We start from the raw sequence: 21,785 nt of genomic DNA, 5'->3' as shown, positions 1-21,785 counted from the left end.
TTTAAGCTCCAAAATTGCTGGCCTCCTTATCGGGGCTAGTTAATGATTATCTCGCCTTTGACGGTATTGACCGGGCGATACCCCGACCACGCGCCTAAACGCTTTCGTAAAATTGGACTGTGAAGAAAATCTGCACGTTACAGCTATATCTTGCAGCGACATTTGCCCAAGCCTCAAGAGAATTTTGGCTCTCTCAAGACGAAGATGACTCACGTAACTATGAGGCGATATCCCGGTTGCTGCCTTGAAGGCCCTGATAAAATGAAACTTGCTCAAGCAGGCGGCCCCAGCCAGTTCGTCGACGCTGATGTCGTTGTCTAAGTTGGCGTCTATAAATTCCCGGACGCGATCCAGCCGCTTTTTGTCGAGCGCATGAATGGCTTGCGCATGGCATCCGTAAGGTAAATCGATACACGAATATGCATGAGCAAGAAATGCCGCCAAGGTTACACCCGCGGCCTCGACTAAGAGCTTGCCCGATGACGTTTCCCGCGTTAACTCCGAGGCGATGATGTGCCCGATTTCAGCAATCAAGGTGTCATACGCACCAGCGTGATACGAGATGGTTGTTGCGTCGAGATCAGGGTAGCTGTCTTCCTGCGATAGTTGAGTGAATGGATTTCGCGGCAGGTAAATGTGTAGCATTTCAGGGATGTCGGCCGTGATCCGGATCGAGTCCTCTGCGACACCCTCAGGACAAAGCCAGAAGGTTCCCGTGACGGCCGTGGCTGACTGCCGCTCTCCGTTTCCGCGGCGATGGATAACCGCTTCGGAGGTCCCACGCAGGGTAAGGGCGATTACTGTCCGGTCCGAAATCATCTCCGGGACCTCCCCGGCAGAATGTCGACGTTTTTCCGCAGCTATTCCGGACCACCGCCTGCCGTTCGATGAGACCAGGAGATTGCCCTGCGGAAGCTTCCACCGTCCATCTCCGATCAAGTCGCTAGATTTATCTCGCATTGACTCGGCTCCTTAATAGTTACCCTTCGTAGCTGATACGCTTTCAAAGAGGGACCAGCTATTTAATAGGCAACCCATTTGACCCTCGCCTGCGCCGGATCGGCCATGGCATCAATTGCTACCATGAACGCTGCAGATGATTTAACGTCGTCGTGTCGGGAAGCAATGGTATAGCGAAAATATAGTCTCGCCATCAATTCTGAAACTCACAAAATGACCTGCTCGCTGACAGAAATATTATCACTCGGTCTCCTAGACGTTTTCCAATGTGTGCGAACGAAAGAACTCAACATAGAATTTGACTGCTTGTCGAGCTTCGACCTCGTGCAGGATTGTTGGCTCAACGAGGCCTGGCGGCCGATCAGGTAACAACCTGATCTCTGATTTTTCCTGACTTTTATCTGTAATTCGATATATTAACTCCCCCTCTATAACGTGAATTAGAGCCCAAACATACGGCTTTGTCTTATGAGCACGGCACAGCCCGGGCGGGATTGATCTTTCCGTAAAGACAGGGGATTTGAAGTACGACTGTAATCCCTCAGGCAAAACTTTCAACATCGGAGATTCTCCTGTGTTATCTAGTTAACCGGTTGCCGTTCTCGGAACGAACAACTCCGGGTGCAGCCCTCAGTTTGTGTCAGTCTCAAGTTTTATACCGAGCATAAGGCTGCGCGCTATGACCTGGGATTTGGCGACGAAGAGGCTGGCAGCTGCCGGAGGACATATCTCGGTCACAGTCTCACTGAAGAGTAATAGCCAACGGCGGAAGTGTTCGCTGCTGATCTCAGAAATGCGTGCGTGCGCTTCAATCGGTGATCCCTTGAAGCGTCCAGTCGTCAATGTAACTGCAGACCAGAAATCGCACATGCGAGCGAGATGTGGGTTCCAGCCTGCGACGATCACTTGCTTGAATACTGGTGCTAATAATGGATCATCTCGGATGCGTATGTAGAAGGCGTGTACGACATCATGTATCATCGCCTCATCGACACCGACCAGTTCGCCGGGACTGGCGCGAGCGAGGCGAATCTGATCGTTCAAGCTCATGATATCCTCCCCTCAATCATGCGGCGAGAAGCGAGTCGGCCGGTCCGAAGAACTCGTAGTGGATCCGTGCTTGTGGGACGCCCGCCTTTATGAGTTCATTCACGAAGAAGCGCAGAAAGGGCGTTGGGCCGCAGAGGTAAACGTCAGCCGCATCGAGCGACGTGTGTCTGCGGAGCCATTCGAGGCTGATCCGACCAGTCACGTCGTGGGTGTGTCCCTCCTCATCAGCTTCACAGGGATCCTCATAAAACGTTGAGACTCGCGCTGTGCCATGACGTGCAGCCACTTCACGAACGTGTGCGCTCATCGCGTGAGTGGTGCTGTTTAGCGTGCCGTGTACGTAATGTGTTTCTAATCCAGGATGAAGTTCCGCAATCGTTTCCAACATGCTCACCATTGGGGTCAATCCGACTCCGCCGCTAAGGAGTATTATTGGACGCGCCGGGCTTTTGGGCAGGAAGAAGTCGCCAGCCGGCGGTGTAGCTAGAACGACATCTCCCTCGGTAATATTGTCATGTAGCCAGCCGGAGCCTAACCCATACGTCTCTCGCTTCACTGATATACGGTATGTCCGACCGTTCGCAGCCGAGGATATGCTGTATGTGCGTTTGAGTGGCCCCTGACCAGGCACGTCAAAGCGGAAAGTCAGGTACTGGCCAGCTTTGTGAGGCGCTACTGTGCCCCCATTCTGCGGGCGGAGGAGGAACGAGGTGATAATTGCACTTTCTCGAACTTTTTTTGCAACAACGAACGGACGCCAGCCGCGCCAGCCACCTGGATCATTCTCGATCTCTCCCCTGATCGCGGTCTCACGGGCCGTCATAATACCAGCCAGGAACCAGTAGGCTTCGCCCCATGCGACGAGGATCTCGTCTGTGGCCACGTCGGCGAGGACATCTTTTATGGCGCCGAGGAGCGCTGCGGCCACGTGCGGGTAGTGCTCGGGCAGAATGTGGTAGCCGATATGCTTCTGTGCGATGCGTTCGACGACCGATGTTAAAGCACCTAAGTTGTCGATGTTCTGCGCATAGCTGAGGATCGCAGCTGAAAGGGCGTTGACCTGGGCGCCATGCTCTCCTTGGTTGGAATGATTAAATAGAGCTGCAACTTCATCGTCTTCGAACAGCCGGGCATACATGGCCAGAGTGATCGCCTTCCCGTGTTCGACGAGAGCCGGCGCTGTGGCTTTCACTAAAGCGATGGTTGCCGGAGAGAGGGAGGTTGGCATGGCGCACCCTTAAAGGTTCATCGAGAATGCATCTTATGAACCGGAGGACATAAAGATGCAAGCCTGATATACCTTCTGTCTGAGTGGAGCCCTCATGCGTCTGACCCGCTACACCGACTACACCCTACGCGTGCTGATTTACGTGGGGCTGCACGAGCCTCGGCAGAGCTCCATCGCCGAGATAGCGCGCGCCTACGGCATCTCGGAGAGCCACCTGACTAAGGTCGTGCATCAGCTGGGGCGCCTTGGGCTGATCCGGACGATCCGCGGTCGCGGGGGTGGGCTACGCCTGGCCAAGCCGCCCGCGGACATCGTCGTGGGCGCAGTGGTGCGCCAGACCGAGGACGACTTGGCGCTCGTCGAGTGCTTCGCTGGTAATGCGTGCGCGATCACCGCGCCGTGTCAGCTGCGCCGCGCGCTGTCAGAAGCGTTAGGAGCATTCCTCGCTGTGCTCGACCGCTACACGTTGGCGGATCTCATCGCTGGCCGTGAAGGCGTCGAGATCGCGAGGCTGCTGGATCTCCCTGCGCCAAAGGTTGGGGAGACTGAGAGCCTCCCATCGGCATAGCTTCGCGCCATATGCCAATTGCATCCGGTGTTCAATCCTCAGCATAGGCTGTCACCGCGCAACGTCAGCCGAGTTCGAAAGTCTCAGGCGCTCACACTACGAGGAGAGCAACCCCTGCAACTCCTGGCTAAGCAGTCCGAGGTTTAACTGGTCGTAACGCAATTGGTATCCCGTTACATTGGTCGAGTTAACCGGCGTAGGTCGTTTTCCAGGGCCTTAAGGAAGGCCTGGACATTGTCGCGGCTGCCCTGGCTTGGTCGGTGGCGCGTCACGATCCGACTATCGAGATAGTTGTCTCGCTGGACATGCCGAGCTCTTGATCTCGACATCATCGTACCTACCGACGTGTTGCTAGACGAGCCGGACCGGGTGGTTTCGGTTCTCACGCTGACGCCGCCGCTAACCAATTTCGGCGCGCTGAACCAGCGCACCGTGTCCACTTACCCGCGGTCAATGCAGCCAATGTCGTCGAAGACGCCAAGGTTCGGCGAACGGTCTGGGTGCGTTGATGGCGGTCGCATAATGGTGCCTAAAATCCCCCAAACGAGGCTGAAAATTCCCTGATTCGTCCGCTCCAAACGGGACGAGAACGAACCGTCGCAGAGAGAAGCGGACGCGTAATGAAATCTCGGACGCTGTCAGGTGCCGTGACGGGCGCCTGGCCTGGCTCAGGGTGGCTCAGGTCAGAATATTGTGTCCCGCTTGCGACCTCAGCGTGAGGGCTGAAGGCGAGCGAACAAAGAAGCGCGACTGCCGCTGAACCGAAACGTCCATGCTCGTCGCAACTCGACAGAAAGTGCCTGCTGCTCACCAAATACGAGCGGGCGGAGCGCACAACGTTGAACGTAGCGTCGCAGGGAATAGGATCGACGGAAGTGTAGTGAACTGATCTGGCCGTGGCGACCTCTTGAACGAGAGTCGACTTTCGGCGCTTTGGAAGAAATGTATCCATTGGAGCGGCCTCCCAGGTTCGGCGGCCCTGTCGCGCGAGGGGGCGACGGGCAAGGTCGAGCGGATGCGAAAGTGCGGCGGCCTTTCGTGAGATGCATGTTCAGCGAAGCGGGCATGGATATCTCCAGGCGTGCAGAGTGGGCATAAAGATGCAGCCCCGCAGAGCTGTGTGGGAAATCGAAAGATTAGGGTCCGCATCTCGTCGCAACGGAATGCGTGACCGTTTTGATCACTCTATTTGGGCATTTAAGAGCATGTGCGCCTCCCGACCCGCCAGTCCGCGGGGTACTTGGCCAAGTTGGCCGACGTGGGGGACGTAAGTCGGCCAGTGATCCTGGCCGAAGGTCTGCAACGACCTCAGGCTTTGGATCCAGCCAGACGTTCGGCCCGCTCCGCGGCGGCCTGATGTTGCATGACGTTGCTCATGAGGTGCAGCTTCTCCCAGTTTTTGTTCGCCGTCCAGGACGAAGATTCGTTTCTTCGAACTCGGTCGATTCAGAGTCGCATTTACTTGAGTAGTGTTGCTAAATTTGCCTGCAAAAAATTAGTGCATCAGAAATAACTTCTTTCGTTTGTGCGATAAAGCCATATGGCGGCATGGGCCTAGGCGCATCCGCCATCCGGGTAGTTCCGAAGGACGGTTGGAAACTGGACGACATTTCCGTCGCTATGTGCCGTCCGAGCAAACTCCCTACGCGTCTTCAGGGCGCGCCTCTCGGCCTTCACCATGACTTCGGCGGCCACCGCCAAACGGGCGCGCTCGATTGCGCTGTCGAGGACATCGGCGCCGAGCTCTCGTTCGATCTCGGCAAACGACCCCAGAAGGGCGAGGATGCGCTCATCCATGATGGAGCCCTCCCGCATCCCTGGCGGCGGCCTCGACGGCCGCCCGCTCGTGGGCCTGGGCGAGGAGCAGGAAGTCCGGGCCATCGACGACGCGCACCTCGACGAGAAGGCGGGCCAGGGCCTCGATCAGCGACACGTGGCGACGTGCCAGCGTGAGCGTTCGTTCGTAAAGGCGAGCGAGGTCCCGCTCGACCGACTTGCGCAGTTCCTCGTCTCCCGAAAGCAGTTCCGCCGCCCTATCCATCGGCGCACGATGCAGGAGGGAGCCCGAAAGCCCGAAGCTTGCCCGGATCGCCGCCGCGATTGCCGTCGCCTGCGACAGGTCGTGGTGGGCGCCGGTGGAGTGCCCCAGTCCGAGAACCTCCTCGGCGGCGCGACCCCCCAGGGCCACCATGACGAGGCCCTGCATGTCCGCCTTCGACATGACCGCATCGGCGGGGGGCGCGGTCACGGTGTACCCACCTGTCCGGCCCGCGCTCACGATGCTGACGCGGCGGACGGCGCCCGCGTCGAGGACGTGGCTGATCGCTGCGTGCCCAGCCTCATGAACCGCGCATCGCCATCGGGCCTCCTCAGAGCGGTCGTCACGCGGCAGCACCTGATCCAGGAGGTCGGAGAGCTCCATGGGCCGCGCGGCCATCCGTGCCGTCCGCCGCGCCGCCTTGACCCATACCGTGGCCACCGCCCCGGTCGCGCCGACACCCGCGGCGGCGACGCCGCCAAGGTCGGCATCGACGAGGTCGCCGTCGAGGTGTTGCCTGAGGATGCCTTCCAGGCCGGCGGCATCCGGGGGCTCGATCTCGATGATCCGACCGAAGCGCCCCGGACGGACGAGCGCGCGGTCGAGCCGCCTGGGATGGTTGGTCGCGGCGATCAAGACGAGACGAGAGTTGCCGGAAGCTGCATCCGAAAGACGTTCCAACAGGGCGCCCATCAAAGGGCTCCAGTAATCAACGTGCCGTGCGTCCATATTCGCACGATTAGGAATGGCATCCGCTTCGTTAAAAAAATAGAACACACGGTGCAAATGCCTTTGCTTCGTCAAAAGCCGCATGCATATTCTTGATAACGCTATCGAGATAGCCTGTACCGGAGAACCAATCCGTGACGGATGTCGAAATCAGCTTTAATTGACAGGACTTTGCCACGCTTGCGGCAAGGGAGGTCTTGCCTACACCGGGTGGTCCGCTCCACACAACAGCGGCGTCGATATCCGCCCAGGGTGTCGTCAAGGGATCCGCGCGCCAGGCATTCACGTCATCCACGAGGCGCCCGGCCCACTCGCCTGCGGCGCCGTAGCCATGGAGGTCACGAACGTCCGGCACGTTGCCGACGTCCGCCTGCGCGCCGAACCTGTACGCGCAGGCGGACGCGAGCCTCCGGACGCATTGGGCGGCCGTGCTGCCCTGGCGGATTGCCGCCTGCAGGTCTCCCAGGTCAAGGCGTGCCACACCGTCCGGCAGCTTTCGAGGCGCCTTGCCCGTGACCGCCTCGATGGCGTCGCGGACGATCTCGTCCGTCGGCGAGCCTGGCCGAAGCCGCATTTCCGCCGCGGCGATGAACGCTGGCGGCACGTGCTGGTCCGGCGCGTGGCAGATCACGGCGACCCGCTTGCCCGCGGCCAGCATCGCCGTGAGTTCGTCGCCTCCGTCGTCCGGCTTGCGCTTGTGCCGCGTCGTCCCGTCCCGGCTCTCCAGGTGATACCAGGAGCCCAAGGAATTCAGGGCATGCCTGAGCGGGGCGACCCAGGCCGGGGTGGGCGCTTCTAGCAGCATTGCCAGGCCGTTCCTGCCTGCGAGGCGACGCCGCGTCGCGTTCGTCAGCGCCCCTTCCAGCAGGAGCCGGCCGAGGGCCTGTGCCGGGGATTGCCGGCTTCCGCCGGAGGCGTGCGCCTCCTCGTTGCCGTCGTCACCGGCGAGATAGGCCTCGGCCGCGGTCGTCTTCCTCAAGTTCTTGATCATGACTGCCTCCTCACGAGGCAGCCGGGCGCGCTCCGTGGCGCCGGGTCAGCCCTCGCGGGTGTCGGGACGGCGCTGTGCGCGCCGGTGACTTCTCGCGGCCAAGGCAAGGCCCGCCGCGCTGACGACAGTCGATTTTCGAAGAGCTCGATGCGGTTCGGTCATTGGGAGGGTTCCATCAAAAGGGTCCTCCCGGCGTCGCGCGTTGGTACGCGTCGGCTACCCGTGGGAGGAATCAGTGCAGACCGAACGGGCGTCGCCCGTCCGGCTCACGGGATATTTCCAGGAGGCGAACATGGAAGTCTAACTGAAGGTGAAAGCAGGATTTCGCAAGTAGTGCCGGATCGGAAGCGGTGGATAATGGCGGCGACGGTTAACGACGGGCCGGCTCGTCGATGCCTTGGGGGGACAACGCGGCAGCGACGCTCTTTCCGGCGGGAATGGGCGCACGAAGTGAGACCTTCTTCATTCCCTGGACAGCATCATGCCGTCGAAGCGCACGGGGGCATCGATGGTGGACGTAGCAAGGGTTTGGGAGATTGCCGATGAACAAAGGGCGGCGAAGGCGGGCGCCGTGACGGTTCGTTCGGTCTGGCGGGGGCTCGGAAGCAAAGGTTCGTTCGAGGACCTCGCACCGATGGTCGCAGCCTGGAAGGCGAAGAAAGATTACCGTCCGACCGTCGAGTTGTCCGGGCTGCCGGAGACGCTCCAGAAACGCCTGATCGACTTCGGCGCCTCGGTGCTGGAGATGGTTCGCGCCGAGGAGGCCGCAGCCGTCGACGTCGAGCGGGGGAACATCGAGGCGGAGCGCCGTGCCTACCGCGAGGTGGCGGCGGAGGCATCCGCCACCGTGGACAGGCTGGAAGCCCGTGTGGCCGAACTCCAGGCTGAGGTCGCCTTCCTGAGAAATCTCCTAGGTACCGAGGAAGTGACCAGGGGCATACCGTCGGACCGGCAGGTGGAGGACACGCTCCCTCTCGCAACAGGGGCCGGACCCGTCCTTGAAGATCCCTCAGACGCGTTTTGGGCATCCGTGTCCGTCGAGGTGCAGGCCATCCTCGCCGAGCGTGGTCCGATGAGTGCGGATGCGCTGCTGTCCGCCTTGCCGGAGGCCATACGCAAGAGTGCCGTCCGCGTCGGTCCCCCGATCACACAAGGGATGCTCAGTCACCGTCTCCGCCATCCCGCCACCGGCGGCATGGGCAGCACGGTCAAGGAAGGCCTCTTCCTCCCGCAAGTCGCCGGCGGGACCGCTTGGGTTGCCGAGGAACCCAGTTCCCTGGAAGCTGAGCCGTCGTCCGGTCGCAACGTGGAAGGAACGGCATTCTGGCGGCGCGTGATGATCGAGATCTCCGGGATCCTGGAACGCACGGGACCGCTGACGGCACGTGGGATCGTCGACCTGCTGTCCCCAGAAACAGTCGCCGAGGCCCGGAGGTTCGAGGAGATCAGGCCTGGCAAGCTTGCCGAGAAGATGCGGGTCCGGATCAAGGCCGGGAAGCACTTCGTTGAGGTCGGGGAAGGACGGTTCGGCTTGCTGGGTGCCGGGAAAGCGATCTTAAGGATACGGCCCCCGTTGGCGTAACGGCGGGACAACCGAGTTACGATTTCGAAATCGGGGCGCCCCGATCGCCAGGTTCGTGGGTTGCCGATCTTCTGCCTAGCCGGCCTGCACGACAACGTGCGGTGAGCCATGCCGCAGACGGGCGCCGCCAGTTACGTGTTCGTCGACGACGAAGTGGTCTCAAGCCACCTTGTGTCCGTCGTCGCAGACCGCATCAGAGCCTACTTGGAGGCCGACGCGTCCGAGGTTGGCTGCCCTGGCCTCAGGCTGAATTGACGAGACGACACACGAATGTTCATGATTCGTTCTTGACGCACCTGGCACGGGGACTAGACTGCTGCTGGTGGGCCTACCTTCCGCAGTCCGCGATTGGCGGGTGGGCATTTTCGGTGGGTTCGCTCTAGGTTGCGCTTATCGGAAACGCTTTCGCTGGTGTTATAAAGCCAAGGTTCGGTTTTCCCAGTCCAGCAGCGGGTTCGGCAGGACGCAATGAGTTTTTTGACGGACGCGGAAAAGGATGCGCTTTCGATCAAACGCATGATCTTCCACGTGGTCGGGAAATCGCTCGAAGAACCGATCCTGCTGGACGAGATTTCGCCGCCGCAACATCAGGACTTCTTCCTCGAACGGGTGAAGTCCAGCTTGCGCGGCAACCTGTTCGCCTTCCGCGAGCGGTCCGCGACCGAGGCGCTCCTTCGCGAGATCGCGTCGGGGGAGAGGAACTTCACGGAGTGCACCCAGGCTCTGGCCCTGGATTTCCAGTCCCGTCACAAGAAGACGATGAGCGTGGGGGTGTTCTTCATCTTCGAGCTCGCGGCTGGCGACGGCGTCACGATCTACGCGCTGATCAAATACGATAACGAGGACGTCGTCCGATACGTGTTGGAGGAAGGCGGCTCCTCCGTGCCGAGGCTGGAGCGTTTCCAGGAGTCTTTCGTGAGGAAGCCGGAGGCAATGCAGAAGATCGCGCTGGTCCGCCTGGACGACGGAGCCGGTGGCCGGATCATGGTCCGCGACCGCAGCAACACGGCGCACATCTCGGATTACTTCGAGGGCTTCCTGCAGGCGAGGCGGGTGAACGATGCGGCCGACATGAGCGAGAAGCTGGCAGCAGCCCTGAAGGACACCCTCAAGGCCAATCGGGACAGCCTTCCGGAGGAGATCCAGAGGAGCGGCGTGAACCGGATCTACGAGGTGCTCCGCCAGGGACCGCTGTTCGACCCCGGCGACTGCGAGCCGCTGGTGACAGCCTGCTTCGGGGTCCAGCCCGAGAACTCGAAGGTGCGTCGCGACCTCGACCGCAACCTGCGAAACCGTGGGGTGTCCGAGGAGACCTTCGACGTCAGCCCCGAGCGGATCCAGAAGCCGCGACGGCACCGGATGGAGACCGTCGAGGGCGTGCAGGTGACTTACGACGAGGACAACAGGCCCGCGATCCGCGAGCGCGACGACGGCAGGCAGGAGATCGTGATCGTGACGGCCGGCCTTAAGAGGGACGATGCTGATATCGAGACAGGTCCACGACGCGGTTGAGCTTAGCCGGGCGGCGCCCGACTGCTCGATCAGCGAGGACGCGGGTCACCTGCGGGTGTCCGGCTGCATGACCCGCGACGCGCTTGCTGCTTGGCAGGCGGTTGGGGACGCTGGCGGCTGGTTGCGCCTGACCTGCGTGGACGCGTCCGATGACGAGGTGGCCCCCAAAGAGGCCGGCGACGGCGACCGGGCCCGGATCACCGTCCGGTTCGAGCCGCCCGAGCACGCCGCTTACGTCTTCACCGTCGAGGGGTGGCGCACCTTCCTGCACGGCAAGGTCGCTCCATACCAGGTCAGCGTCGTCTGGCTCGCGTTCGACGACGCGGCGTTCTCGACGGAGGCCTTTCGGGTCGGAGCGTGGATCGAGGAGCCGCAGGCGGGCGAGCGCCCGCCGGAGAGGTCAGACACTGGACCTCGGCGCCAGGTGCGCTGCCAGTCCTCCGACCTGATGGCGCCGCGCGCGATCCATCCATGGGTCCTTCTTGGTGAGGGTATGGAGGGTTCGACGGCGTTCACGTGCTGGCGGGAGGTGGCGGCGGCGATGGTCGTCCGCTCGCTACCGACCGAACTCTACCGGGACGGTTACGCAGCCCGCGTGGCCCTAGCTGGGCAGCCTCCGCGCCGCATCGACCTTGGGGATGCCCCGACCGCGGACCCGGCCTTTGCCGTCCTCCAGAGGGCCGCGCGCTGGATCTACCTGGAAGGCACCGACATCGAGGTCCGGCACACCTTCCTGACGGCAGAGCTCGCCCGGGAGTGGAAACCGGAAAGGACTTTCGGCGACGGCCTTGAAGAGCGCCTTGGGCCGGCCCTGGACTCCGCTTCGCTAGTCTACAAGGCGCACCTGCGCAGCGGCAGCAAGGACACCCTGAAGGCTCTGGCCGACCTCAGGAAGACCCTGGCGGACGAGGTCCAGAAGCTGATGCAGCAGGCCCGTGACCTCTCCGCTGGGGTCTGGCGCGACGTCGCCATCGTCATCGGCCTCCAGGCCGTTCGCGTCACGACCGACTTGACCAAGACCGGGATAGACAGCTCGAAGCTTGCCTTGGTCTACGTGGCGGTGGCGGCTTACCTCGGGTTCTCCTACCTCATGACGGTGCGGACGAACTGGAAGTTCCTCGAACTCGTCGAGGCGTCTCGCGACACCTGGAGGACCAAGCTCTACGCGTTCCTCGACGATGTTGACTACAACGCCCTGGCAAAGCAGCCCTTGGATGAGGCCATCGAGGCGTACCGGCGGACGCAGTGGTGGACCACCGTTGTGGTGGTGGGAGCGATCCTTGGCATCCTGGCTATCGCCGCCGTGGATGCCGGCTTCCTGACGCGAGCAGTAGCGACGCCAGTTGATGTGACCGCCAATCCCGCTTGGTATGGTGAGTTGGCACCCACTGGTTGGGCGCCTCCTCCGCCTCGCTAGACGCGGATCAAGCAGTCGGGCACGAACCCCGACCTCTCGTCGGCGTGACCTCGGGCGTTGCAGATGACCCTCGTGCGTCCCACCCGGTAGTCGGCGGTCCGATGCACGTGCCCGTGGACCCAGAGGTCCGGTCCCCGGTCGAGGATTAGCTCCGACAGGTCCGAGGCGTAGCACCACGCCAGGTCGGCATGTTGGTTCGGTAGGCTGGCCGCATGCGGGGCATGATGGGTCACGACCACGGTTGGCCCACTATGAGGCTCGGCCAGGGTTGCCTCTAGGTACGCCCGCGTCGCCCGGTGCATGGCCAGCACCTCGCCTGGCTCGATCCTGTCCCGGGACCTAGGCCCCGTCCTGATGCGCCGGTAGTCCACCATGCCGAAGCGGCCCTGGGCCGACCGGAAGGCGTGCGTGAGGCCGAAGCTCCCCAACCGGAAATCCGTCCAAAGCGTACCGCCGAGGAAACGCGTTCCCCCGATGACCAGCACGTCGTCGAGCAGCAGGTGAATGCCGAGCGTGGCCGCCAGGTCGCGACCACGTTCAAGCTGATCGGAAATGGTGTAGCGCTCCTCGCCGCGGTCCCACCAAAAATCGTGGTTGCCCGGGACGTAGACGACCGGCACCCCGGGCAGGCGCTCGGCGAGCCAGTCCAGGGACCGGGTCAGGGGCATGTGCACGTCGCCGGCGACCACGGCCACGTCGAAGCCTCCGGCTGGCGCATGGGCGGCAATGTCCCACCGGTTCTCCTCGTGCTCCTGATGGAGGTCGCTCGCGACCCAGTAGCGGATCGGCACCGAAACGGTCATGGCGCCTCTCCTTCCCGGCGGGCGTTCTCGGCGAGGCGCACCCGGATCTCGTCGAGGGTCACGGGCCGGAAGTCGAAGCAGTCCACGCCGACGTCGGTGCTCGCGGCCGTCCCGGGCAGCGTGCCGTGGGAATGGCCGTAGAGATGGATGTCACCGCGGTGCATGCGGGGCCATACCCGGCAGGCATAGTGAAAGAGGAACAGCCCGACGGGCGCGCCAGTATCGGGATCTGGCACGGATACCTGTGCGATGTCGAAGATGCCGTCCCAGGGCAGGCGCGCGGAGATGCGGTCGTGGTTGCCGCGCACGAGGTACCGTCGGCGGCCGTGAAGGCGCCTGAACACCGACAGGGCATACGCCTCGCTGCAGCGGTACGCGAAGTCGCCGAGATGCCAGACGGTGTCCTCGGGACCCACCTCGGCGTTCCACGCGGCGATCATGGCCTCGTCATGCTCCTCGAAGGAGGAGAACGGCCGGCGCGTACGCAGCCCTTCTCGAATTAGGTTGGCGTGGCCAACGTGGCTGTCTGCGGTGAAGAAAAATCGGGGCATGTAAACCTCACGCAAGCGCGGAGGCTCGGCACGCGGCTTGGCACTCCGGAATCAGTCGGACGGATGCAGGGCCGCGCGTTTCATGGTGAAGGATCTCCTTGCGAGAAGGCATTGATCGCCTGGGCGCCCTCGTCGGGCAAGGCGGAAAGGCCCGTCGTGCACAGGGCTGGCCGTCGGATCACGGACGGGTTCGACGCAGCGCCCGTCCGCACCGTTCCGCGAGGTTTTCGGCGAGGCAAGCCGACGAGCGCCCCAAGGCAGAAGTTTGGGGATTACCGAGGCTTGGCGGGGTGCCTTCTTTGGAACGGCAGCCTACCCAAGGTACTTGTCCGCTTATAAATTCAAGCTTGACCGATAGCCCAGGCGTTTAGGCGGGATCCGGCCGAAGGCAGACAGCCTGCGCCCGGCCCCCAGGATGTCCTGCCCGGGGTGCCATCGGTCGCGAGCTTCGGAGGCCGGAACGGTTGAACGCGGAGCCTTTCGATCCTGAGGCGCTACAAAGCCTGCTAGCGTCCCTCGCGAGCGGCCATGACGAACTCAGCGCGCGCCTGCGAACGTTAACCCACGCGGTCAAGAGCCAGAACGATAGGGTGCGTCTTCACGGCCATTACTTCGCATTCCGCGAAGGATTGCCGACCGTGGCCGAGTTCGTCGATCTTCTCTCGCAGAAGCTTGTGTCGTTCTGCATGTCGCGACGACAGATCGACGACGCGTACGCGAGCTGGCAGGGCCTGCCGCCGCCGAAGCAGATCGAGCGGGCCATCGAACTCAGGAACCGAGCCTACGATCTCTTCAAGCGCGCGCATCGAAAGACGAGCCGCAACGGCGAATTTGGCGAAGTTATCACGTACCTTCTGATCGAACACGTGCTGAACGCCCCCCAATTGGTTTCGAAGATGAGCTTGAAGACGAGCCCGCAGATGCCCGTGCACGGCTCGGACGGCATCCACTTCAGCTACGACGCAGCCACCGGGGGACTGACCCTGCTTTGGGGCGAGTCCAAATGTTACGGTTCCGTCTCGGCGGCCCTGGGCGAGGCGGTGAGCTCCGTGGCGGAGAACCTGCAGGACGGCAAGATGGGCCAGGAGCTGTTCCTGGTGAAGGAGCACGGCGACCTGTCGGTCCTCTCGGACGCGGCGCGGGAAGCAGTGCTGTCGTTCCTCGACCCCTGGAACGAGAACTACAACCGGCGCGTCGACGCCTCGGTTATCCTGATCGCGTTCGACTTCAACCGATTCGCGGCGTTGCAGGGGATCAAGGCGGCCGAAGTGGAAGCAACGTTCCAGGAGGCCCTGCGCGCCGAGCTCGAAGCCTGCGCCACCAGGCTCGACGGGCACCTGAGGCGGGTCGGGATCGAGCGCCATTCCCTCGACGTCTTCTTCCTTCCAGTCCCGTCGGTCGACGACCTTCGCACGCGGTTCCAGGACAGGATCGGTTGGGCGGCGTGATCGAGGAACTGGCAGACCGTATCTGGGGTCACCCGGAATTTCACGCGCGCCGGTCTGACCTCGGTGGAGCCTGGCTCCAGCGAGAGCTGAACCTGCCCGCGACGCTGAGCGTGTCCGAGGCCGATCTCGTCCGCTGCGTACAGGCGGCCACGGTGCTTGCCTGTTGCGAGGTCCCCGAACGTCAGGGTGCCGCGTTCGGCATCGCGGCCTCCGCAGCCGACCTCGGGCTAACTGACCTTCCCGGCTTGGCCGGCGTCCTTCGCGTGGTTCTGACCCGGCTAGGCAACTTTCCCGCACTCGCGTCTGCATCCGGCGTTGATGCGTTCCGGCGCCTGCCTACCCTGGCCGCCGTGGCGGAGGAGGAGCGGCGCGACGGGAATCGGGTCGATCTCGCGGGCGTGCAGGTCGAGCTCACGGACTTCCAGCGTGACCTTTGGCGTGAACTGACCTCCGGCTCCAACGTGTCGATTTCGGCCCCGACCTCGGCCGGCAAGTCCTTCGTGCTCCAGGCCTACCTTCGAGGCTTGGCGCGAACCGGGAAGCTCTCGGCCGCCTGCTACCTGGTGCCGAGCCGCGCACTCATCGCCCAGGTCACGGACGCCATCGCCAAGTGGCGCCTCGGCGACGGCCTGCGCGACTTCCAGATCGTGAACGTCCCACTCGCGGCAGAGACGCCGCTGCCCGAGCGGGCCATCTACGTGATGACCCAGGAACGCCTGCAGGCGACGCTGGGAGCCCATCCGGAATTCGCCGCGGACGTCATCATTGCCGACGAGGCCCAGGGTCTCGCGGACGGAGTGCGCGGCGTCCTGCTCCAGGACGTGATCGACCGCCTCATCGTCAAGCGCCCCAAGGCGCAGGTCGTGTTCGCCGGCCCGAACATTAGGGATCCAGGCGTGTTCGCGACGGTCTTCGGCTTGGACGACCTCCGGCACGTCAGGACCCGCTCGCCCGCCGTTCTCCAGAACCTCATCGTGGTCAACACCCGCTCGCCCCTCAGGAAGCTGGTGGTGGAGCGCGTCGCGCCGGATGGGAGGCAAGCGCTCGGGGAGGTCGAGGTCGGCCGAAGTCTTCCGAGCGTTAAGGAGCGCCTGATCCGGGTGGCGGAACGCTTCGGGCGGTCCAAACCCTCGATCGTGTATGCCAACCGCCCCTCTGACGCGGAACTGGTCGCACTCGGGCTTGCCGAGGTCTCGCCGGATGACGCGAGCGAGGATCCGCGGATCTCGGAGCTGGTAGAGTTGGTCAAGCTCTCGGTCCACGAGCGTTACGACCTCGCCAAGTGCCTGACGCAACGGGTGGGGTTCCACTACGGCCGCATACCTGCCCTGGTCCGTCGCGGCGTTGAGGCCGCCTTCGCTGACGGCGACATCAAGTTCCTGGTGACCACAAGTACGCTCATCCAGGGCGTGAATTTCCCCGCGGCGAACCTCTTCGTTTGCAATCCCAAAAGAGGGCAAACCGCACCGTTGGCGCCCTCGGAGTTCTGGAACCTCGCTGGTCGGGCCGGCCGGCTCGGGCGCGAATTCCAGGGCAACGTGTTCCTGATCGACTATGACGAATGGGACAGCCGCCCCGCCGATCAGGGCAATGAGATCGACGTCCAGAGCGCCCTGGCCAATACCTTGTCGGGCAACATGTCCGCCGTCGTTGACTGTGCGCTGGAGGCCAACCCCCAACGCGAGACCGACGCCGCGGTCGACATCGAGGCCGCCCTCAGCCGGCTGCTGAACGACCTCGGCTCGGGACGGCTCGGCACGACACTCGACCGGTGCGGCGTCGCCCAGTCCGACCGGGAACGGATCCTTGCGGCCCTCGAAGTGGCCAGGGGCCGGATCGCCCTCCCGGCAGCGGTCCTGGGCAAGTCGCCGACGGTCTCGCCGGTCAGGCAGCAACGGCTCGCGGACTATCTGGAGGCGGAGTTGAAGGGCGGCGGCCGGAGAAGGCTTGAGGAGCTCCTCCCCCGCCACCCGCGCGACCCGTTGGCGTACCGGAACCTGTGCGAGGTGTTCAGGGTCTGCCACGAACAACTCATGTCGCTGCCGCCCTCGCGCATCCACCTGCGTATGGCGGCCATCGCCGTGAAGTGGATGTGCGGCGAGCCGTTGCCGGCCATCATCGACGAGAACGTCAGACGCTCCCCCGATCAGCCCATCGCCAGCGTCATCCGGAACACGCTCAAGGACATCGAGGAGGATATCAGGTTCCGGTATTTCCGCCTGGCGATCTGCTACCTGGCCGTCCTCGGCCATGTTCTGGCGGCGACAGGGAACGAGAAGTACGTCCGGACCCTGCCGGCGCTGCCGAGCTATCTGGAGGTCGGTGCGTCTGACCCGACGATGGTCAGCTTTGTCGGTCTGGGGTTGTCGAGGGTCGTGGCTCGCGTCCTCACCGAACGCGCCGCCGACAAGGACATGGATGAGGCGCGAGCGCTCGCATGGCTCCAGTCCCAGGACCTAGACGCGGTCTTGGGCTCCGGACTGATGCGAGCGGACGTGGACCGGGCGCTAACGAACGCCGGGGCAGCCTAACAATGGCCGCGGGACGGGACGCTATCAGTCACGCACTTGGTCGGGCGCGACACAGGTCTTGTAGGAGAACCGATCCCAGGTGCCATCCTTACGGACGATCCTGAAGCACTGAGTGCCGTAATCGGCGCTCTGCACTTCGAAGTGATCGATGCCGACGCCTTCTTTCTCAGTGAATTCGGGATGCCTTTGAACGAGACCGGCCAGATCGACCGCGTCCTCATCAGACACCCGGTCTCCGGGCTTGTAGCGCTTCAGCATTGCCGCGAAGTGTTGAGCCGCAAGTGTCTGGTTCGCGAAATTTCTGGAGGGCAGAATAACCGGTTTTCCTCGGACCATTTAGCGTGTCCTCCCTCTATGGAGATCAGCTAATCTAGGGTGGCGGAGGGCTAATGCTAGGCTTAGCTCGCAAGTCGTCCCTGCCCTCTAACCTATCATCCGGCATACCTGATTGAGCTTCAACTGCTCCTCGCAGATATCCCCGACGCGGTCTTAGAGCGGCTTCGTTTTCATGCGATTGGCGTCGTTGAACTCCCTGTAGGCCACGAGCACCGAAACCGGGCCGCCACCCTCGGGGAATAAGAGGGGCGGCCAGCTGTGGGCATCTGAGGTTGAGGCCTTGCCTTCAGCCTGCTGCTAAGCTCTGATAGGAATCCTGCAATTTCGTCTCGTCGCGACGGGGGCCGGCTTGTCCGGTGGCCCGCAGTGGCGGAGCGGCGGAACGGTCGTGGCGGGAGCCGCAACCGCGTCCGTCCGGATCGGGCCGAAAGGTACCTCCGGGGAGGGCAGACCCGTCTCGTCCGATCATAGACCAGCCGCAACCTTATCTCTGGAAGGGACCTGTTGGGCGGCTGGACGAATTTATTTCGCGGGCGGGGCGGCGTCGCGTGGGCATCGGCCCCTTGCGCGCTGGCCAAAAACGGTACGGTGCGGGGAGGTCGGAGATGATGCGGAGCGCGACAAGCAAAAACGTGCCAGCCGAAAGGCGGCGCGGTCACGCCGAGGCGGCCTGACGGCATTCCTCGCGGGGATCTCTTTCGCTCTGGTCGCGACGGGGGCCGGCTCGCCCGGTAGCCCGCAGTGGCGGAGTGGCGGAACGGTCGTGGCGAAAGCCGCAACCGCCTCCGTCCGGATCGGGCCGAAAGGTACCTCCGGTGAGGGCAGAGCCTGGTCGGACGGGTATGGGTGAAACAACAGGGCCCTGAGACTAGAGGTTAGGTGGATGGCCGGGTCTGCGCTCCTCAGGGAGGTCCGAAAGGGCGCCAGCCTCGAACGCGCGTGGCGGGTAATCGAGGACAATGGCCGCTTCTCCAAGTCCGAGACCGTCCGCTCCGAGATCGAGGCATTCCGCGAGAACGTGTCCTCGAAGCTGCGGTCCCTGTGTGACCGGCTGCGCCGCGACACCTTCCGATTTCCGCCAGCCAGGGCGGTGCCCATCCCGAAGGGCGACAAGAAGGACAGGGCGAGCTTCCGCCCCATCGTGCTCGCCACCGTCGAAGCCCGCGTCGTCCAGAGGTCGATCCTCGGTGTGCTTACCGACATCGAGGATCTGAAGCCCTACTTTCGCAACCCGAACAGCTTCGGGGGCATCAGAAAGGCGGAAGGGCAGGATCTCGCGGCCGTGCCCGCCGCCATCCGGGCGGTGCTGTCGGCCATAGGCGACGGCGCGGCCTACGTCTCCTGCGCGGACATCAGCGGGTTCTTCACGAGGATCTCGAAATCGACGGTGACCGGCATTATCGCGAGTGTCGTGCGGGACGACGCGTTCATGGCCCTGCTGACGGACGCCGTAAGGGTCGAGCTCAGCAACATGGCCGAGCTACGCGAGCGGGCGGAGAAATTCCCGATCCACGACATCGGCGTCGCGCAGGGGAACTCGCTCTCGCCTCTGCTCGGAAACGTGATCCTCAGCGACTTCGACCGGATCATGAACGAGGGCGACTGCCGCTGCATCCGTTACATCGACGACTTCATCGTCCTCGCGCCCACCCGAAGGGCGGCTGCGGCCCGCATGCGGCTGGCGACGCGTCTTCTCGCCGACCTGGGGATGAGCCTGTCGCCGGAGAAGACCCACGCGGAGCCCCGGGGCGTCGCCGACGGCTTCGAGTTCCTCGGCATCGACCTAAGGAACGGCCTCATCCGCCCGTCCGCCAAGTCCCAGCAAAAGTTCATCACGTCCCTGGGCGAGACGCTCGGCAACGGCGCGGCCGCGTTCCGGGCGTTCCGTAGGGGCATGCCGCTCCCGAAGGCTCAATCCTTGCTGGGCACGCTGCGTCGGGCCGACGGAGCCATCCAGGGCTGGGGTCGGCACTACCGCTTCTGCAACGACGAGGCGACCTTCGCCGCGCTCGACGCCGCCGTGGAGCGACTGATCCGGGACTACCTCGGCACCTACTCCGACGAGCGCAAGGCAGCGGACGTCGACGGCCGCCGCGCGCTGCTCGGCATCGAGTCGCTCGCGGGGATGCAGCGGGATCCCTTCGTCTGGCCGGCCAAGCGGAAGGTCAGGCGCACCATCATCGCGGTCGAGGAACCCACGCCGGACCTCAAGGGCAGTCCGGGGCCGGTTTCAGCCGTGCCGTTGCTGGCCATGCCGACGGTGGCACCCCCCGAAGCCGCAGAGAACGTGGTGGCAGCCTGACGGAACCCTATTCGGCGGGCTCCGCGTCGACGCTCGACTCCGGCTCGACAGGAGACTTCAAGCGACTGGCCTTCCTCCGGCGGTCGAGCGCGGCGGCAGGCACGACCTCATAGCGCGGGATCTTGTCGATCTCCGGCTTCAGCGCCCGAGGCGGGAAACGGCCGTACTTCCGGCCCTCGGTATCGGCCGCATGCCCCTGGATGAAGTCCAGCTTCTGGGAGTCCATGCCAACGGTACGGCCCACGGTCTTGAAGCGATGCCGCCAGCCGTGGTTCGGCTGGACGTTGGGGTCTTTCACGCCGATGGCCCGGACCCACTCGCCGATCTTTTGCCCCATCCGAACGTGATGCGGGTTGCCTGCCGAACCGCCCCTGCCGCGCCTTGAATCGTAGAAGAGCGGGCCCTTCGCCTTGCCCTGGGCAAACGCGAGAAACCCCTGCTCTATGAGGTGGTCATGGATCGGGACCGCCCGCGCGAACCCAGTCTTCGTCCCGCCCGCCTCGGGCGTGATGTGAACCACCCAGATCCTGTCGATCAGCATGACGTCCTCCTGCCGGAGCTGCGTCATCTCGTTGACCCGCGCCCCTGTATAGGCGCACAGCCACGGTATCCAGCGCCGAGCGTCCTTGAGCTCCGGAGAGGAGAGGTCGTTCTGTGGCGCCAGGGCGGCCGACAGGATCTTCTCGGCCTCCTCGTCCCTGAAGTCCTTGTCGCGGGCGGTCCCCTTGCTCTTGACCTTCACCGTGACGTTGGCGGCCGGGTTGACGCCGATCTTCGAGTGGTCGGACGCAAAGCCCAGCAGCGCCTTCGGCGCGGCAAGGTAGACGTCCCGGACGGTGATCGGGTCCAGGCCCGAGCCCTCGCTCAGCATCTTGTCCCGCCACCGAATCACGTCGGCCGGCGTGATGCGGCGCAGGTCGTCGACGCCGACGAAGGCGATGAACTTCCTGAGGATCGGGCTCCAGCGCTTCACGGTGGCCGGCCTGAGCTTGCTCTGGCGCTGGTAGTCCGCCCAGACCGGCGCGAACTTGAGCGGCCCCGCGGCCGAAGTCGACGGGGGAAAGCGCTCGGCGTTGCCGTCGGGCGAGTAATCGCCGTGGGCGTTCCGGAGGATGCTCTCGTGCGCCAGTCGGGTCGCCTCAGCCGCGGCGATGAGGATCCGGCGGTGGTCCGCCTCCGAGACGACCACCCCCTTGTCCGCGAGGAACTCGTCGACGGCCTCGCCGTGACGCGCCCGGATGACGGCCTCCGCCTCCGACCAGCCGGTGGCGAGCCGCAGGGCGGAGGGCTTGCCCGCCGTTCGACGCCGAACGTCCTGCCGGCGTCGTTCGTCGTCGGCGAGACGCCGCCAGGTCTCCGGGGAACCGGGGTCGTCCGCATGCTCCGCGACCTTGGCGCGGTAGATGTCCCCGACCAGGGCCTGGACCTGCTTGCCCGAGAGGGCCTGCTGCCCCTTGCGCATGGTCGCCCAGCGCTCTTCCAGCTTGTAGATCTCGGCGAAGTGACGGGCCTTGGCCTCGGCCGGGTCCTTCGTCCGAAGCGACACCTTCTCCTCGGTCTTGCCGACGAGCTTCACCAGGTCCGCAGGCACGCGCCTGCGGAGGTAATAGACGCCGGTCTTGTGCTTCACGGGTCGGGGCATCGGCAACGGCACTGTGTACCACCTGTGTGTACCACCAGGCGGTTCAAAAAGCCTTACCGGTCAACGACTTCTGGAAAATCAAGCACTTAAAGGGGCG

The 21,785-nt window shown here is 63.7% G+C and carries 18 protein-coding genes; 7 read left to right on the top strand and 11 right to left on the bottom strand.

What is annotated here, in order from left to right; all coding sequences use genetic code 11:
- Positions 1-39 precede the first annotated feature (39 nt).
- From MKL01_RS11300 to hmpA, 4 genes are all read right to left on the bottom strand, one after another.
- A complete protein-coding gene (locus tag MKL01_RS11300; RefSeq protein WP_243905305.1) occupies positions 40-819 on the bottom strand; it encodes a helix-turn-helix domain-containing protein in 780 nt (259 codons plus the stop codon).
- 393 nt (positions 820-1,212) lie between these two features.
- Positions 1,213-1,521, bottom strand: coding sequence for a DUF1971 domain-containing protein (locus MKL01_RS36185; RefSeq protein WP_409566239.1), 309 nt, complete (start codon positions 1,519-1,521; stop codon positions 1,213-1,215).
- Between the two features lie 69 nt (positions 1,522-1,590).
- A complete protein-coding gene (locus tag MKL01_RS11295) occupies positions 1,591-2,010 on the bottom strand; it encodes a group III truncated hemoglobin (protein ID WP_243905304.1) in 420 nt (139 codons plus the stop codon).
- A 16-nt stretch (positions 2,011-2,026) separates the two neighbouring features.
- A complete protein-coding gene (gene hmpA, locus MKL01_RS11290) occupies positions 2,027-3,238 on the bottom strand; it encodes an NO-inducible flavohemoprotein (RefSeq protein ID WP_243905303.1) in 1,212 nt (403 codons plus the stop codon).
- Between the two features lie 94 nt (positions 3,239-3,332).
- Here hmpA and MKL01_RS11285 point away from each other — a divergent pair, with 94 nt between their 5' ends.
- Positions 3,333-3,806, top strand: a complete 474-nt coding sequence (locus tag MKL01_RS11285; RefSeq protein WP_243905302.1) for an Rrf2 family transcriptional regulator — start codon at positions 3,333-3,335, stop codon at positions 3,804-3,806.
- 1,554 nt (positions 3,807-5,360) lie between these two features.
- Here the strand turns inward: MKL01_RS11285 and MKL01_RS11280 are convergent.
- The 3 genes from MKL01_RS11280 to MKL01_RS11270 are packed head-to-tail and all read right to left on the bottom strand — an operon-like array spanning position 5,361 to position 7,564.
- Positions 5,361-5,603 carry a hypothetical protein gene (locus MKL01_RS11280; protein WP_243905301.1) on the bottom strand — a complete coding sequence of 81 codons (243 nt, stop codon included), beginning with the start codon at positions 5,601-5,603 and terminating at the stop codon, positions 5,361-5,363.
- Positions 5,596-6,657, bottom strand: coding sequence for an AAA family ATPase (locus MKL01_RS11275; protein WP_243905300.1), 1,062 nt, complete (start codon positions 6,655-6,657; stop codon positions 5,596-5,598). Before MKL01_RS11275 ends, MKL01_RS11280 begins: the two co-directional genes overlap by 8 nt.
- On the bottom strand, positions 6,605-7,564 hold the full coding sequence (locus MKL01_RS11270) for an ATP-binding protein (protein WP_243905299.1): 960 nt from the start codon (positions 7,562-7,564) through the stop codon (positions 6,605-6,607). Before MKL01_RS11270 ends, MKL01_RS11275 begins: the two co-directional genes overlap by 53 nt.
- Before the next feature lie 481 nt (positions 7,565-8,045).
- Between MKL01_RS11270 and MKL01_RS11265 the strand changes: the two genes are divergently transcribed.
- The 3 genes from MKL01_RS11265 to MKL01_RS11255 all read left to right on the top strand — a co-directional run bounded on the left by MKL01_RS11265 (position 8,046) and on the right by MKL01_RS11255 (position 12,075).
- Positions 8,046-9,146: a DNA-binding protein gene (locus MKL01_RS11265; protein WP_243905298.1), complete on the top strand. Its 1,101-nt coding sequence runs from the start codon at positions 8,046-8,048 to the stop codon at positions 9,144-9,146.
- Positions 9,147-9,662: 516 nt separating this feature from the next.
- On the top strand, positions 9,663-10,658 hold the full coding sequence (locus tag MKL01_RS11260; RefSeq protein WP_243905297.1) for a nucleoid-associated protein: 996 nt from the start codon (positions 9,663-9,665) through the stop codon (positions 10,656-10,658).
- Entirely contained in the window at positions 10,624-12,075 is a 1,452-nt protein-coding gene (locus tag MKL01_RS11255; protein ID WP_243905296.1) for a hypothetical protein, read from the top strand. Before MKL01_RS11260 ends, MKL01_RS11255 begins: the two co-directional genes overlap by 35 nt.
- On the opposite strand, the gene MKL01_RS11250 is transcribed toward MKL01_RS11255, so the two are convergent.
- Positions 12,072-12,878 carry a metallophosphoesterase gene (locus MKL01_RS11250; protein WP_243905295.1) on the bottom strand — a complete coding sequence of 269 codons (807 nt, stop codon included), beginning with the start codon at positions 12,876-12,878 and terminating at the stop codon, positions 12,072-12,074. The two genes, MKL01_RS11255 and MKL01_RS11250, sit on opposite strands and share 4 nt — an antisense overlap.
- Positions 12,875-13,429 (bottom strand): metallophosphoesterase, encoded by a 555-nt coding sequence (locus MKL01_RS11245; RefSeq protein ID WP_243905294.1) that lies wholly within the window; start codon positions 13,427-13,429, stop codon positions 12,875-12,877. The genes MKL01_RS11250 and MKL01_RS11245 overlap by 4 nt, the downstream gene beginning before the upstream one ends.
- Before the next feature lie 638 nt (positions 13,430-14,067).
- Here MKL01_RS11245 and MKL01_RS11240 point away from each other — a divergent pair.
- Positions 14,068-14,877 carry a DUF1837 domain-containing protein gene (locus tag MKL01_RS11240; RefSeq protein WP_243905293.1) on the top strand — a complete coding sequence of 270 codons (810 nt, stop codon included), beginning with the start codon at positions 14,068-14,070 and terminating at the stop codon, positions 14,875-14,877.
- Positions 14,874-17,408 (top strand): DEAD/DEAH box helicase, encoded by a 2,535-nt coding sequence (locus MKL01_RS11235; protein WP_243905292.1) that lies wholly within the window; start codon positions 14,874-14,876, stop codon positions 17,406-17,408. The genes MKL01_RS11240 and MKL01_RS11235 overlap by 4 nt, the downstream gene beginning before the upstream one ends.
- Before the next feature lie 24 nt (positions 17,409-17,432).
- Here the strand turns inward: MKL01_RS11235 and MKL01_RS11230 are convergent, their stop codons facing one another.
- Positions 17,433-17,744, bottom strand: a complete 312-nt coding sequence (locus MKL01_RS11230; protein WP_243905291.1) for a DCL family protein — start codon at positions 17,742-17,744, stop codon at positions 17,433-17,435.
- Between the two features lie 883 nt (positions 17,745-18,627).
- Here MKL01_RS11230 and MKL01_RS11225 point away from each other — a divergent pair.
- Entirely contained in the window at positions 18,628-20,046 is a 1,419-nt protein-coding gene (locus MKL01_RS11225; RefSeq protein WP_243905290.1) for a reverse transcriptase domain-containing protein, read from the top strand.
- Positions 20,047-20,053: 7 nt separating this feature from the next.
- Here the strand turns inward: MKL01_RS11225 and MKL01_RS11220 are convergent, their stop codons facing one another.
- Positions 20,054-21,676 carry a DUF6538 domain-containing protein gene (locus tag MKL01_RS11220; RefSeq protein ID WP_243905289.1) on the bottom strand — a complete coding sequence of 541 codons (1,623 nt, stop codon included), beginning with the start codon at positions 21,674-21,676 and terminating at the stop codon, positions 20,054-20,056.
- Positions 21,677-21,785: the final 109 nt, after the last annotated feature.

It is taken from the genome of Methylobacterium sp. J-070 (genome assembly GCF_022829385.1).
GTDB lineage: Bacteria > Pseudomonadota > Alphaproteobacteria > Rhizobiales > Beijerinckiaceae > Methylobacterium.
The sequence above is the reverse complement of the archived record's forward strand: the minus strand, read 5'-3'. Positions and strand labels throughout refer to the sequence as shown.

Bases quoted from the DNA above. Each gene is read 5' to 3' on its own strand.
- MKL01_RS11300 (WP_243905305.1), bottom strand. From the start codon at position 819: ATGATTTCGGACCGGACAGTAATCGCCCTTACCCTGCGTGGGACCTCC.
- MKL01_RS36185 (WP_409566239.1), bottom strand. From the start codon at position 1,521: ATGTTGAAAGTTTTGCCTGAGGGATTACAGTCGTACTTCAAATCCCCT.
- MKL01_RS11295 (WP_243905304.1), bottom strand. From the start codon at position 2,010: ATGAGCTTGAACGATCAGATTCGCCTCGCTCGCGCCAGTCCCGGCGAA.
- hmpA (WP_243905303.1), bottom strand. From the start codon at position 3,238: ATGCCAACCTCCCTCTCTCCGGCAACCATCGCTTTAGTGAAAGCCACA.
- MKL01_RS11285 (WP_243905302.1), top strand. From the start codon at position 3,333: ATGCGTCTGACCCGCTACACCGACTACACCCTACGCGTGCTGATTTAC.
- MKL01_RS11280 (WP_243905301.1), bottom strand. From the start codon at position 5,603: ATGGATGAGCGCATCCTCGCCCTTCTGGGGTCGTTTGCCGAGATCGAA.
- MKL01_RS11275 (WP_243905300.1), bottom strand. From the start codon at position 6,657: ATGCGGCTTTTGACGAAGCAAAGGCATTTGCACCGTGTGTTCTATTTT.
- MKL01_RS11270 (WP_243905299.1), bottom strand. From the start codon at position 7,564: ATGATCAAGAACTTGAGGAAGACGACCGCGGCCGAGGCCTATCTCGCC.
- MKL01_RS11265 (WP_243905298.1), top strand. From the start codon at position 8,046: ATGCCGTCGAAGCGCACGGGGGCATCGATGGTGGACGTAGCAAGGGTT.
- MKL01_RS11260 (WP_243905297.1), top strand. From the start codon at position 9,663: ATGATCTTCCACGTGGTCGGGAAATCGCTCGAAGAACCGATCCTGCTG.
- MKL01_RS11255 (WP_243905296.1), top strand. From the start codon at position 10,624: ATGCTGATATCGAGACAGGTCCACGACGCGGTTGAGCTTAGCCGGGCG.
- MKL01_RS11250 (WP_243905295.1), bottom strand. From the start codon at position 12,878: ATGACCGTTTCGGTGCCGATCCGCTACTGGGTCGCGAGCGACCTCCAT.
- MKL01_RS11245 (WP_243905294.1), bottom strand. From the start codon at position 13,429: ATGCCCCGATTTTTCTTCACCGCAGACAGCCACGTTGGCCACGCCAAC.
- MKL01_RS11230 (WP_243905291.1), bottom strand. From the start codon at position 17,744: ATGGTCCGAGGAAAACCGGTTATTCTGCCCTCCAGAAATTTCGCGAAC.
- MKL01_RS11225 (WP_243905290.1), top strand. From the start codon at position 18,628: ATGGCCGGGTCTGCGCTCCTCAGGGAGGTCCGAAAGGGCGCCAGCCTC.